Below are 13,349 nucleotides of genomic sequence, written 5' to 3' on the forward strand. Positions count from 1 at the left end.
TCGAGGGTACAGCTCATCAGGCCTCGGAATGCTTGATCCTGGGCACGTATCGCCCGGGCGCCAGGATGGAATTTGGGTCGATTGCAGCTTTCAGTTGGCTGGCCAGCCTTGAACATCTGGCTTCACTGGAAGTCAGGGTGTCCATTGCGTCTATGTTGAGGCGGTAGGGCAGGAAGCCTTCCTTTTGCCCTGCATCAAACAGTGCGCGATAACATTGGTTAGCCCTTGCTGTCGCTTCCGCGCTACTGCGGTCAAAGAGCAGGGGAACGGTAGAATCGAAGCAGCGATCGTTTACTGTTGTCAGTGTAATGAGCGGATTGACGCCGTACTGGGGGCAAATTTCTTCAATCATATTGATATAGCGGCGAACGTCCTTGCCCCGTATCGGAACCAGCGGCGCGAACCATATGAGCCCACAGCCATCCCGTGCGGGGTTTTTGAACTGCCCGGGTGGTGGCAGGGCTCCTGAGCGCCAATATGCCAGCGCCAGCGCGACATCGTTGGGCGTGCCGTGCATGATTTCCAGTGCGCCGGAGAGCGTGTCCGCCATGCCCTTGACCCGTGTCGCCAGCCCGCCGGGAAGAACGCGGGCAATCTTCCGGGCCATATCTACTTTACGCCGGTTGATAAAAACGAGACGGTCTGTTGCCGGGCCGAGAATCCGCCTTAGCGTGCGTCGCGCTGCTCGGGCTACCTCCTTTGAGGCATAAATCGCTCCGACCCCGCTCCACGCTGCAACACCATGGCTGGCGGCAAGACGTTCAACTTCATGGGCTGGCAGAACACCGTCAACGGCCCTGTCGGCAGGGAAGGGTGACATCATGGAGAGCATACGCTGGCTGTTGAGCAGATTAATTGCCACAACCGAACCGCCGAGTGCCTGCAACGCCGCCCTGACAGCAGGTACCAGGGTTTCGAGCATGGCGTCGTCTTTTGTGGAAAAGAAAAATGCAGTCACGGTGTCGGGAACTGGTGCCAGGGCGATGGTGATCTTTACAACCACGCCAAAATTACCTTGGCTGAACAAGCCGTCGAGGTAAGGGCCCACACCCCATTTGAAAAGTCCATCGATTTCTGCGCCACCAAGTTCGCTGAGCGGGGTCCGGTAAAGGGTGCCGTCTGGCAAGATCGCTTCTATCTTTGTCACCGCCGCAAAATGGTCAGTAACCGGCGTGATGCCGTAACCCCGTTCAAGTGCATTACCAAGAATGCTGCAGGTGGGGCCGGCGCCGGTTACGGGAACAAGGTAATCACCATCATGCTGATCGAGAAACTCTCTCAGGGCGCCTTGGGTAACTCCAGGTTCGACCGTGATAACGCCCATTTCGGGATCAAAATCGGTAATCCGGTCAAGCCGGCCAAGATCCAGGATAACGCAGTCATTTTCAACAGGGTTGGCACTGCCATAACCCCAATTATTGCCTGTACTCACGGGGTAGACGGCAATCTGCCACTGTTGCGCCACCTGAAGAACCTCTGCAACCTGCTGCTGGTTCGCTGGGCGGAGCACGGCAGGAATAGAGCGTTTTGTACCGATTGTCGAGGCGGCAAAATCTGCTGCAGCACTAGCGGCTAAGACTCCGGACTCACCCAGGATAGCGACCCATTCGGCGATTGCGGACTCGATAGAGGTGCTTTTCACTGGCGCTTCCACGGTTTATCGATGCCTTTTATTAAGGCTTTATGAACGTTTTGTGATGAGCTGTTCATCATTTGAGCGAAATTATAGTGGAGATGGGTTTGACAAAATATGTCGTTTTGTTCGCGTTACTATGAGTGGTTTACCCTGAATAATTCTGGAGAAACATGCAGTTAGGATAGATTTTGGGAAATACAGAGGGGGGTAATTTTGTTAAATAATGTTAATTGGGGTCGGTTCTACTGCCTGAAACCGTCAGATGTGCCCACAAAAAAGGCCTGAAAGGTATGCCCCTCAGGCCTTTGTTTCGTAGCCACTCTCGCGTTAATGTGACCGTTTACATCGCCTTTCTGACTGCCTCGAGATGTTCAGCTATTTCGTTATTATCCGGTGCAAGAGCCAGGGCCTTTTCTATGGCTGTTTTGGCTTCTGCGTGCATCCCGCTCAGATGGAGAACCCATCCGTAGGTGTCCAGAACGGCGGGGTTGTTGGGTGCCAGTTCGCTCGCCTGTTCCGCGAGTTTCAGCGCGCGGTCGGAGTTCTTCTCGCGCAGCACCCAGGCCAGATTGTTCAATGCGGCAATATTATTCGGCTGCCTTGCGAGAACTTGCTCGTAATGCTCTGCTGCAGCGGTTTCCTGGTTGTCGGCCATTAGCCAGTCGGCTCTCGCCAGGTGCGCTGCGAGGTTTTGCGGGGCTTCGTTAAGCCAGCGTTCTGTCAGGCCTCCCACTGAGCCAGGTGCTTCCGCTTTTGCCAACTGGATTAGTGTGGGCACCAGTTGTATGTTGTCAGTGGCCTGCCATTTTTCAGAAAGAAAGTCGTAAGCTGCTTTCGGACCTTTTTGTTGGTTTAGCAGCTTCGCCCGGGTAAGCACGGTTGCTGTGGCTTCCCCATGATTTTTTTCCACAGCGTCAAGGGCTGACAGAGCCTCGTCTATCTTGCCTTCTGCCTGCGCAATTCCCACTGGCAAGAGTGCAAACCCAAGGTTTTCGGGTTCAAGAGTAATGGCTTCGGCTGCTATGGCGCGGGCAGAAGACCAGTTTTTGTTGTCCACCGCGGCTTTCGCTTCAGCCAGCAGTAATTGGCCATAGGCACGTTTAACGGTTGCAGAGTCGGTGTCTGTCCATCGGGAAAGCGTCTCTCTGGCCTCGACAAGTTCGCCCTGCGTTATCGCGACCAATGCGATGAGCGTGTCGGTATTCATTTTCAGTTCCGGGTGCTCTTCGGAAACACTCGCCAGCCAGTTTCGGGCCTCAGCTACGGTATGGTCTTGCATGTAAATCTGGCCGGCTTGCTGCAGCGGACGTATCGAATCCGGGTTAAGTGTGGCTGCATCTACCAGCAGGTTAACGGCCTCTTCCCGTTGGCCCGATTGCGCATAGAGGGCGGCCAGTGCAACCTTGGGCGCCTGAAGCTCAGGGCTTTCCTTAACCAGTTTTTCCAGGCGCGTTCTGGCTGCGTCGGGGTTTCCCAGCTGAGTATCTGCAAGGCTTGCCAACAAAATCGCCCGAGGCTGGTCGCCGTAGCCGTTAAGCAGGGAGTCGCGTATCTCGCCGGCTTCCTGTTTTTCACCCTGCTGGATAAGCACGTTCAGATAGGTGCTGGTGGTGGCCCAGTCCGCAGGGTTGGTAGTGAAGGCCATGCGCAGTTGCCCGAGCGCCTGATCGGGTTTGTTGTTTTGCAGGTAGTGTCTTGCGAGTGCAAGCCTGAATCGCACGCGTTCAGGTTCATTGCTGATGGCTTTGCTGAGACTGGCAACGCCGTCACTCTCGCGCCCGGGAAGGCTGAGTGCCAGAATGCCGTGCATGGCGAGGAGTTCGTTGTCGTTGGGGCGGGCTTTTATGGCCCGGTCCAGGGTTTTCAGGGCGGCCTCCCGGTCTCCGGTATCTATCTGGACCATTGTGGCGGCCCTGATAAACTGGGTCGGCGTTGTTTCCGGGTCCAGGTTTTCGGTGAGCAACTGAGCCCCTTCCTCCAGCTCGCCGGTACCGGCAGAAACTGCTCCCAGAAGCATGGCCATCTGTTCGTTTTCCGGGTCCAGCTTGAGGGCGTCACGCAGGATCGTTTTCGCTTCTTCAAAATTGCCGTCTTTAATAGCGGCAATAGCGGCCTGGCCTTGTTCCCGTGCGTCGCTGTTCTGGTTTTCTGCCAGAATCCGATTGTATATCTGGGCGTCGGTCATCTGCCCTTTCTCAGTGAGAACCTTAGAAAGCGTGCTTAGCACATTGCGACGTATGGGCAGGAATATATCGGATGTCGGGATCAAGCCTACAGCATCTGTTAAGGTGTTCGAGGCCTGGTCCAGTTGGTTCAGCCGGTAGTGGGCCAGGCCTTTCAAGTAGAGAACTTCCGGGGCTGGTTGGTTTTTTGCAAGCCATTCATCGGCAGTTTCTGTGGCCTGTGCATTTCTTCCGAGATTGATCTGCGCCAGGAGAATACCTTCTACTGCTCTGATATTTTCAGGGTTACTGGTTAGCAACTCGTTATAAAGCGCTAGGGCTTCGGATGCTTCTCCGGATTTGCGCAGGGCTTCCGCACGGATCAGCGCGGCTTCCAGTTGGTCTTCTGGCGAATCCGGAGACTGCAATGCAAGGGTTTCAGTTGCGGAAAGGTGCTTGCCTTGTTCAACATAAGCGCGGGCGAGGGTGAGGCCTACTGCTTCCGGCTGCTCTTGCATCCAGGGCTCAAGCAGTTCAGCGGCTTCTTTCGCGGCGCCTACCTGAAGGTACAGGTCTGCCAGACGCACGATGTGTTCTACGTTGTCTGGATCTTTCTGGATGGCATTTTTGATTTCCAGCAGGGCAGAGCGAAACTGCCCCTGTTCGGAGTATGTTTCGGCCCGGGAAAGATGAGACAGCGCCTCGGACGAATCCGGGTTGTTGTTGCAGCCCGTGAACAAGGGGAACACAAGCAACAGGCTGCTTGCCAGTACGAGCCCGGGAAGTGACTTCAATGTGGTTTTTCTTGTCATCATGTAAATCTGCTCCTTGAGCCGTTCGCTGCAGCCGCGTGCCCGGAAGTCACGTCAGACTTCCGGATTTTCTGACGATGTGTCGATTCTGTATTTGTCGGTGAGATTATAAAGAGTGGGGCGTGTAACACCCAGAAGCCGGGAGGCTTGCGTCATATTGAAATCACTGGCCTGCAACGCCTGAACGATGGCTTTGCGTTCGGCCTGTTCGCGAACCTGGCGAAGATTCAGGTGGTTTTCTCCCGGCTGCTCACTGCCCGGCAGTTCCAGATCCTCTCTGGTAATCCGCTTGCCGTCGGCCATGATGGTGGCTCGCTTCACCTTGTTGATCATTTCCCGCACGTTACCGGGCCATGCGTAGCTGCTGATGGCGTTGACGGCGTCCTCGGAGAAGGTGAGGTTCTGCCGGTCCATGTCCTTGCCCAGGGATTTCAACAGAGACCGGGCTATAACCAGCGCGTCTCCTTCCCGTTCTCTCAGGGCTGGGACATCAAGGGTGATTTCGCTTATCCGGTAGTAAAGATCCTCCCGGAAATCGCCGGTTTCAATCAGTTTCTGTACGTTGCGGTGTGTGGCGCATACAACACGCACGTCCACCGGTATTGGCTTTATCGAGCCCACCCGGTCGACGACACGTTCCTGCAGAAATCTCAGTAGCTTCGCCTGAAGCGACATTGGCATATCGCCGATCTCGTCGAGGAACAGGGTGCCGCCGTTAGCGCTTTCAATCTTGCCTTTTTTGGCTTGCGTGGCGCCGGTAAAGGAACCTTTTTCGAAGCCGAACAGCTCGCTTTCCAGAAGGTTCTCGGGAATGGCCGCGCAGTTGATGGCGGCAAATACGTTGCTGGCTCTGGGGCTGAGGTTGTGTAGTGCGCGCGCAAGAAGTTCTTTGCCGGTACCGGTTTCACCCGTAATCAGGGTTGTTACATCCGTGGGTGCAATTTTTTCCAGTGTGCGGCATACGGCTATCATTTGAGGGCTTCCTGCGATAATGCCCTTGATTTTAGTGCCGTTGCCTTGCTGTGCCAGATCGCGGTTTTCTCTCTCCAGTTCTGCAAGCCGGAAAGCTCTGTTAACCACGAAATTCAGGATGTCCGCATCAAGGGGCTTCTGATAAAAATCAGATGCACCCATGCCAATTGCAAGAACTGCGTTCTCTTTATCTTCCCGACCGGTGACTACAATCACCTTGGTCAAAGGTGCAAGCCGAAGGATGTCTTCCAGGAGTGCGAAACCTTCCGTTGCACCACCTGGATCCGGTGGGAGGCCCAGATCGAGTGTAACTACATCGGGCTCTTCGCGTCTGAGTGCCGCAAGAGCAGTTTCTCTGTCTGAGGCGACAAACACTTCCAGATCTTCGCTGAAACACCAGCGCATCTGGCTTTGCAGCCCCGGATCATCCTCTACGATTAGCAGTCGTCTAGTCACAACAGCAACAAGTCCTTTGTTTGAGTGTTCCACTACCCCTGATTCTTAACTGAACATTGACACTTTGCAATGGTCGATTGAATTGTTACGGATAATTGTCGGTTAATTGACGAACCCTTGCCTATTGACAGTCTCAGAAACAGAGCGCTTTTCTTCATTCATCAGCGGAATCCGAATGGAAAAGCAGGAGCCTATGCCCATGCCTGTCAGGCCTTTTGTGCTTTCGAACGGTTTGAACAGCTGGTTGCTGATAAAATCCTCGTTCATGCCGCTTCCGGTATCCTGGATAAAGAGCACGACATTTCCTTTGGCAATTTTGAGAGATAGAGTGATTTCTCCGTTGGGGGGCGTTGCATCCTGTGCGTTCTGGATCAGGTGGCCCAGAACACTTCGCAATTGTTCTGAATCAGCTTTAACCATGATTGGCGGCGGATTGCCTTCCAGCCTGGGTAATGGAAGCTGTCGGCTATAATGCCCCAGCAGGCTGGATACAAGGCGGGTCAGGTCCAGTACTTTAGAGTCATTATCGGTTTCTTCCGCTGGTTTGCGAATGTGTTCCACAAGATTGGTCATCTTGCTGACGGCATGCTCTGTGGTTTTGATCATGTCTTCGATAAAAGCGGGGTTGTTCCGGTGTTTCTGGGCGTTGTTCACCAGCAATGACAACTGGGCGATCACGGTTTTCAGATCGTGCACCATGAATGCGGAGGCTTTGCTTACGGCCTCGAACTGCATTGCTCTTGATAGCCGGTTTTGTGCATCCGCTTGCGCGAGCAGGTTACAGGTTTGGCGAGCCACTACTTTGATCAGATCGAAGTTCTCCCAGTTCAGGTCCACCCGGGCGTAGGGGCGGCCTATCATTGCGATACCGTATAATTGGTTGCCCAGATACAGCGGAATGACAAGCCAGGCGTCCGGCGTTTCGGTGATGGCATCCGGGATCTCCAGCAGGTTGTAACTCACCGGGTCTGCCCGGTATTCATCCAGATTCAGGATCCATTCTTTATCCGAAAAAAAACGCACCAGGTCAGAGTCTTCATCAATGACGGTGTGTCTGGGGATAGCGAGGTTGGCGGAATCCTTGAGGGTGTAGGGCCCCTGTTCGCTCTTCAGCCAGATGGCGCCGGCGTTGCTTTCAACCAGGCCTGCAAGAATCCGGATTACCCGTCGGGAAAGAGGTGGCTCATCGCTCAGATCTGACAGCTCTGTGGTCATTTTCAGCCATTCATCTCGATAATCGTACTTGTAATCGAAAAAGTTCTGGCTGATAAGAACCATCAGCCTGGCCCGCAAGCGCCGGGAAAGCACGAGTGTTGTCAGGAACACCAGGGCTACGACTGACAATAATACCTGCAGAGCCTCGCCCCAGTTGCCCCCGAGAATACGAACGTAGTAACCGCTAACTGCAAGAAGAAGCAGGTAAATGCCGGCCAGAACCAGTGTGCCGGCATGAAAGACCGCGGACCGGGAGAGCTGAAAGTCAATGGGTTGTTTGCGGGTGTTGACGACGTTTATGGCAAACAACGGCACCAGTGCTGCGTTTACGAAACCCCTAACGTTCCAGAAGGAATCGGCGATCGCACCAAAGAGCAGCGCATCGGCGTACATGAAAAAATCAAACGCGAATATGGTGGCTGTGCCGATGCAAAGGTATTTTATGCTGGAGCGACCGAATGCGGGGGCGTTACGCCAGATCTGCTCAACCAGGGAGAGGCCCAGAAGTGACAGTGCAATCTGACCTATAAGCTTGGTTTTGCCATTCACCAGTGACAGGCCAAAGAAAAATTCCAGGCTGCCAAGGGTTAGCAAGGCAACAAGCAGGACGACCGTTGCGATTCCAAGGAACTTCTTGATTTGCCCGCTCAGGCGTCCATGCCGGAATGTGTCCCGCAGCATGGCGAACAGAAGGAGAATCCATGCAGTATTACGGAGCAACTCCAGCAGATAACGGGTAAAAAATCCGGGTTGGCCCCAGAGGCTCTGGCTAACGAGGACAGCCGCCCACAGAGTGGTGACGAGTGCCGCCAGGAACAGCGTCCGGTCTATGTCACGCCTTAAATAGCGAGTGCCCACAAGCAACGCAAGTATTGCGAATACTACGGCGGCCGCGCCATGACTTATCACGCTCAGATCTGGAAGCATGTAATCTGCCTATTCCCTGGATAGATGTAGTTTGAGGTTGACGGCCCCTCTGTGCAACCCTGCCGGGCGCCACAACATCAGACCCTCCCGGGCCACCTGTATTTTGGTGGGATCTCATATGTCGATATTTCTTACAGTTGTGCTCGAGGTTGTCGGTTCTTTGATCGCGCTAGAGAGCGTATCTAGCTGAAAAATAGTAATTTCGTTCGGCATGGTTCGACTATTGCTACACATGGGTACGTAAGACGGACGAAATAACTCCATGACAATGGCGCGAAAACTAAATAAAAGGAACTGGTTATGAATACACCACTAAAGCTTTCTGGTGTTGTTTTACTCACGGGCGCCTTGTACGCCGGCAATGCGGCGGCGCTGCCCACGATTGATCTGGATTACCAGAATGCTACCTATGGTTTCAACTCCGGGACACTGGTGAACACCTCGCCCAGTAAAACCTATAACAACATTAATGCAGGAATGTTCAATTTCACGACCAGCAACCCGACCGGCACGTCACCGATTGCCTGGACCGGCGCGCTGGCAGCGTTTTGTATTGATCTCGATGTATTTCTGGATGAAAGCAACAGAACCTACGAACTGAAAACAGCATCAAGTTACTTTGGCGATGCAAACCTCGTGTCTTCCATCAGCAAGCTTTACACAGGGTATGAAGGTAGTGTGAACGACAAGACTTCGTCGGCTGCGTTCCAGTTGGCCTTGTGGGAAGTAATCTACGAGAAGGGCGGCTCCTATGGAATGACTAACGGTAACTTCACGGCAACCGGTCCTTTCAACGGTTCACGCGCCGCTGCAGATACCATGCTTGCGGGCTTGGCCGGTCAGTCCGAGGGTTATGATATGTACGTTCTGGATGCGGTAACGATTAATGGGGAGAAGGATTCCCAGGATCTACTGCTTTTTAAGCCCAAGCCTCCGGTATCTGTGCCCGAGCCCGGCACTCTGGCGCTTCTGGGGTTAGGTCTGGCGGGGCTTGCAGTACGTCGTAAAAAAGCCTGACACAGTATAGCGGGCCGAGAAAGCCACCCGATGCGGTGGCTTTTTCGTTGGCAGGCGGCGCCGTTACAAAGGCATTTTGTTGTCCCGGTAAAACCGGAATATTTCTTTCAGCGTCGGAATTATTCTGCAGCGGCCGTTCTGCAGCCGTTGTCAGCCACGCCCGATCAGAACACCCAGGGTGTGGCTTTGTCCCTCATTAAGCACGTAATAATCGCTTGCTGCATTGGCAGTTTCGACACACAGCATTGCCCGCCAGGCCGAATCCGGGAAGTCGCTCAGTTTTGCAGCCTTGTCGGGGCCCGGGTTCCAGACAACCGTGGAGTCACTGCCTACCGCTGTAAGCTTGCGGGTGATGCCGGGTGTAACAACAATCAGGGGTTCTCCGGATTCGTAAATCCGGTCTATTTCTCCTTCGAAATAAACAGGGCCACTCTGGGTACAGTACTCCCAGTTTTTCAGGGTATCTATGTAGTGTGTGTAGCCAAGACCCAGGACTCGCGAGCGTTCGATGTCGGCTGTTGGCAAGTAGGTGTGTAGAGCCTGGCTGAAGGCCAGGGGCTCATTACCCAGGTTGGTGGTGGTAAGTGCCAGCCGGCATCCGCGCACGGAAAAATTGAACGTAAGAAGCGCAAGGGCGCGACCGTTCCACACGTCGGCGAAGTCGTCGTTGGCATCCAGAGACAGGCAGATTTCCACCTCATGGGCACTCTCGCTCACATCCTCCAGTTTCCAGAGTGCTGTGCGTGCAAATCCGTGGGCATCCGGTGTTTTAATCCGTTTACGGACTTCTGGCGCGTTGCGGGCCGGGTCGCCAAACCAGGGCCAGCAGATGGGAATGCCGCCGCGTATGGCCCGGCCAGGTTCAAACCGCGCAGAGGGGCTCAGCCAGAGCCAGTCCGGCTCATTCCTGGGAATAAACCGGGTAAGGTGAGCACCCTGCAGGAACAGTCTGGCTTCGAACAGCGGGTGATGTACTTCCAGCGCCTCCAGTTGCCCGATAGTTGTCCAGCGAGTAAAAGACCACTGCCCGGGCGAGAGAAATAACGGCGGTTTGTTGCTGCTTTCAGACATAATCAGGTTCTGGGCTCAGGTGAATCCGCTTTCATTGTTAGAGTAAATTAAAAGTGCACCGGGGGCGACATCTGCTCCGGAATAATGTGTTTTGGTGCGCGTGCGCGGATTTGCCGTTGTAGTCCGCAAACCCTTTTGCTACTATTCGCGCCGCTTTCAGGGATTATATACTGAAACGTCGTTATGGTGGCTCCATTGGTGCCTCCGCAACATGAAACCGCGAACCCGGTCAGGCCCGGAAGGGAGCAGCCGCAGTGGTGGAATTGTGTGCCGGAGTGTCGCTGGTGGGGCCACCCCCAGTTCTTGCTTAGTCCCCCGTCACGTCTTGTCAACTTTTCTGTTTCCGCTTCTTACAACACCCTGTCCATGCTAAAGTTGCAGGCGTTTTTCTCAGCATTTGGCGGATCATGAGCTACCAGGTACTTGCCCGTAAATGGCGCCCTCGCACCTTTGAAGATATGGTGGGGCAGGAACACGTTCTCCAGGCGTTGATTCACGCACTGGAAAACCAGCGCCTGCACCATGCCTACCTGTTTACCGGCACCCGGGGCGTGGGTAAAACCACCATCGGGCGGCTGCTGGCCCGTTGCCTTAACTGCGAAACCGGCGTTACGCCACGCCCCTGTGGTACCTGCTCCAGTTGCCTGGAAATCCAGGAGGGCCGGTTTGTTGACCTGATTGAAATTGATGCCGCATCCCGCACCGGTGTGGATGACATGCGGGAGCTTACGGACAACGTGCAGTACGCGCCCAGCCGTGGGCGCTACAAGGTGTACCTCATCGACGAGGTGCACATGCTTACCAACCAGTCGTTTAATGCGTTTCTCAAGACCCTCGAGGAACCGCCCGAACATGTGAAGTTCCTGCTGGCAACCACCGATCCCCAGAAGCTGCCGGTAACCGTTCTCTCACGCTGTCTGCAGTTCAACCTGAAGCGCATGACACCGGAACACATTGCCGGCCACCTCACGAACGTTCTGACCGCCGAGCAGATACCCTTTGAAGAACCCGCGCTCTGGCTGCTGGCCCGCGCCGCCGATGGCAGTATGCGTGATGCCCTCAGCCTTACGGATCAGGCCATTGCGTTTGGTAACCAGAAGCTGGCGGCCAGTGATGTCAGCAGCATGCTGGGTACCATTGATCAGCGGGATATCGAGCGCATTGTGAATACACTGGTAGACCGTGATGGCCCGGGCTTGCTGGCGGAAATCAGCCGCATCTCGGATTTCGCGCCGGATTACAGCATTATACTCGCGGATCTGTTGTCACTGTTCCACCGTGTGACCATGGAACAGGTGGTACCGGGAAGCGCCGATAACGCCCTTGGCGATGCTGCGCAGGTGCAGTCCCTGGCCCGCAAACTCAGTGCAGAGGATGCCCAGTTGTTCTATCAGGCGGCCCTTATGGGCCGCAAAGATCTCGCTATTACCCCTGATGCCCGCATGGGCTTTGAGATGACGCTGCTCCGTATGCTGGCGTTTCGCCCTGGCTCGGGTCGTCGCGCACCGCCGCCGGCGGCAAGCACCAGATGCGCCGCGGAAGGAGAATCCAGGGACGAGCCTGAGCCGGAACCCGCGCCCGGGCCTGAACCCGAACTGGTTGCGACTGAACCTGAGCCTGCCCCCCCGGAAACCCCGGAAACTCCCGGAACCCCGGAAACCCGGGATGCCCCGGATGTCTCCGATGCCCCGACTCCAATTGCAGAGGGGGAATTTGTCTGGGAGCGGGATTTTCGCAATCTTGACATTGTGGGCATGCCGGGCAATCTGGCCAGCCACGGCGCCATGTCCCGGGATGGTGATACGGTTACTCTGTTAATCGATGAAGGTCACGCCCGGTTGCTGAACGCCCGGCATGAAGAAAAAATACTGGCCGCCTTGAGAAATCACTTCGGCGACGCCATTCAGATAAAGATAGAGCAGGGTAACCCTGGCCCCAATACGCCCGCTGCCTATGAGGAGCGTTTACGCAAAGCCCGGCAGAGTGCAGCGGTAGAATCCATTCACAATGACCCGCTGGTGAAAACCATTGTGGAACGGTTTGAGGCCAGGGTAGTCGAAGACAGTATACGGCCGACAGAGACAGGCAGGAGTTAAAGTATGATGAATAATATGGGCGACCTGATGAAAAAAGCCCAGAAAATGCAGGAAGAAATGCAGAAAGCCCAGGAAGAAGCAGCAAAAGCCGAGATTACCGGTGAAGCGGGTGCCGGCCTGGTGAAAGTTACCATGAACGGCCGCCATGATGTGCGCAGGGTAGAGATTGATCCTTCACTGATGTCTGAAGAGAAGGATGTTCTGGAAGATCTGCTGGCTGCAGCCATTAATGATGCGGTGCGCCGTGTGGAAGCCAACCAGAAAGATGCCATGTCTGGCATGATGTCCGGCATGGGTATGCCACCCGGCTTCAAGATGCCGTTTTAACCCACTTTCACGATTTCCTGAACTGCAGTCCGAGGATGTTAAATGGCCTTCAGCCCTCTGGTTGATGAACTTGTTGAATCGCTCCGCTGTTTGCCCGGAGTCGGTCAGAAAACGGCCCAGCGGATGGCGTTTCATTTGCTTGAGCGCGCCCGGTCCGGAGGAGTCCGGCTTTCTGATGCTTTGAGCAATGCCATGGAGGGGGTTCGCCGCTGCGAGAGTTGCCAGAATTTTTCAGATACCGAAGTATGCGGGATTTGTGACAACCCGGCCCGGAGCAACGGCACTCTGTGCGTGGTGGAAAGCCCTTCAGACCTGCTGGCCATCGAGCAGGCGGGGGATTACAAAGGCAGTTATTTCGTGTTGATGGGGCATCTGTCGCCCATCGACGGCGTGGGCCCGGAGGAAATCGGTATTGAACGGCTTCTGCGCCGGGTAGGCGAAGACGGCGTTACCGAGCTGATTCTTGCAACCAATCCTACCGTTGAAGGTGAGGCAACCGCCCACTACATTTCCGACCGGCTTGACGGGTCAGGCATTCTCATCACACGGCTTGCTCACGGTATACCCGTTGGTGGCGAGCTTGGCTACGTTGACGGTTTTACCCTCACCCACGCGTTTCGCGGCAGAAAACCTCTGCTGGATTGATTGCGTATCAGCG

Annotated in this window: 9 protein-coding genes and 1 other RNA gene; 5 read left to right on the forward strand and 5 right to left on the reverse strand. The window is 54.9% G+C overall.

Going from position 1 to position 13,349, the window contains the following annotated elements; all coding sequences use genetic code 11:
* Positions 1-16: 16 nt before the first annotated feature.
* The 4 genes from CDH48_RS10150 to prsK form a co-directional block, all read right to left on the reverse strand.
* Complete coding sequence (locus tag CDH48_RS10150) at positions 17-1,642, reverse strand: FAD-binding oxidoreductase (RefSeq protein WP_100688820.1); 1,626 nt, start codon at positions 1,640-1,642, stop codon at positions 17-19.
* A 334-nt stretch (positions 1,643-1,976) separates the two neighbouring features.
* The gene (locus CDH48_RS10155; RefSeq protein ID WP_227521040.1) at positions 1,977-4,613 is read right to left on the reverse strand and encodes a tetratricopeptide repeat protein; all 2,637 of its coding nucleotides are present in this window, start codon (positions 4,611-4,613) and stop codon (positions 1,977-1,979) included.
* A 51-nt stretch (positions 4,614-4,664) separates the two neighbouring features.
* Positions 4,665-6,038 carry a PEP-CTERM-box response regulator transcription factor gene (gene prsR / locus CDH48_RS10160; protein ID WP_100688822.1) on the reverse strand — a complete coding sequence of 458 codons (1,374 nt, stop codon included), beginning with the start codon at positions 6,036-6,038 and terminating at the stop codon, positions 4,665-4,667.
* 102 nt (positions 6,039-6,140) lie between these two features.
* Positions 6,141-8,180: an XrtA/PEP-CTERM system histidine kinase PrsK gene (gene prsK / locus CDH48_RS10165; RefSeq protein WP_100688631.1), complete on the reverse strand. Its 2,040-nt coding sequence runs from the start codon at positions 8,178-8,180 to the stop codon at positions 6,141-6,143.
* Between the two features lie 300 nt (positions 8,181-8,480).
* Between prsK and CDH48_RS19410 the strand changes: the two genes are divergently transcribed.
* Positions 8,481-9,197, forward strand: a complete 717-nt coding sequence (locus CDH48_RS19410) for a PEP-CTERM sorting domain-containing protein (protein ID WP_227521041.1) — start codon at positions 8,481-8,483, stop codon at positions 9,195-9,197.
* Positions 9,198-9,347: 150 nt separating this feature from the next.
* On the opposite strand, the gene CDH48_RS10175 is transcribed toward CDH48_RS19410, so the two are convergent.
* Entirely contained in the window at positions 9,348-10,268 is a 921-nt protein-coding gene (locus tag CDH48_RS10175) for a D-hexose-6-phosphate mutarotase (RefSeq protein ID WP_100688632.1), read from the reverse strand.
* Positions 10,269-10,461: 193 nt separating this feature from the next.
* On the opposite strand from CDH48_RS10175, the gene ffs reads away from it, so the two are divergent.
* The 4 genes from ffs to recR all read left to right on the forward strand — a co-directional run bounded on the left by ffs (position 10,462) and on the right by recR (position 13,336).
* Positions 10,462-10,558, forward strand: an RNA gene (gene ffs / locus CDH48_RS10180) — signal recognition particle sRNA small type.
* Between the two features lie 117 nt (positions 10,559-10,675).
* Entirely contained in the window at positions 10,676-12,364 is a 1,689-nt protein-coding gene (gene dnaX / locus CDH48_RS10185) for a DNA polymerase III subunit gamma/tau (RefSeq protein WP_100688633.1), read from the forward strand.
* A gap of 3 nt (positions 12,365-12,367) precedes the next feature.
* Positions 12,368-12,691: a YbaB/EbfC family nucleoid-associated protein gene (locus tag CDH48_RS10190; RefSeq protein ID WP_100688634.1), complete on the forward strand. Its 324-nt coding sequence runs from the start codon at positions 12,368-12,370 to the stop codon at positions 12,689-12,691.
* 42 nt (positions 12,692-12,733) lie between these two features.
* Positions 12,734-13,336, forward strand: coding sequence for a recombination mediator RecR (recR, locus tag CDH48_RS10195; protein ID WP_100688635.1), 603 nt, complete (start codon positions 12,734-12,736; stop codon positions 13,334-13,336).
* Positions 13,337-13,349 lie beyond the last annotated feature (13 nt).

The sequence above is a fragment of the Marinobacter aromaticivorans genome, assembly GCF_002806975.1.
Classification (GTDB): domain Bacteria; phylum Pseudomonadota; class Gammaproteobacteria; order Pseudomonadales; family Oleiphilaceae; genus Marinobacter; species Marinobacter aromaticivorans.

Bases quoted from the DNA above. Each gene is read 5' to 3' on its own strand.
- dnaX (WP_100688633.1), top strand. From the start codon at position 10,676: ATGAGCTACCAGGTACTTGCCCGTAAATGGCGCCCTCGCACCTTTGAA.
- recR (WP_100688635.1), top strand. From the start codon at position 12,734: ATGGCCTTCAGCCCTCTGGTTGATGAACTTGTTGAATCGCTCCGCTGT.
- prsK (WP_100688631.1), bottom strand. From the start codon at position 8,180: ATGCTTCCAGATCTGAGCGTGATAAGTCATGGCGCGGCCGCCGTAGTA.
- CDH48_RS10155 (WP_227521040.1), bottom strand. From the start codon at position 4,613: ATGATGACAAGAAAAACCACATTGAAGTCACTTCCCGGGCTCGTACTG.
- CDH48_RS10175 (WP_100688632.1), bottom strand. From the start codon at position 10,268: ATGTCTGAAAGCAGCAACAAACCGCCGTTATTTCTCTCGCCCGGGCAG.
- CDH48_RS10190 (WP_100688634.1), top strand. From the start codon at position 12,368: ATGATGAATAATATGGGCGACCTGATGAAAAAAGCCCAGAAAATGCAG.
- CDH48_RS19410 (WP_227521041.1), top strand. From the start codon at position 8,481: ATGAATACACCACTAAAGCTTTCTGGTGTTGTTTTACTCACGGGCGCC.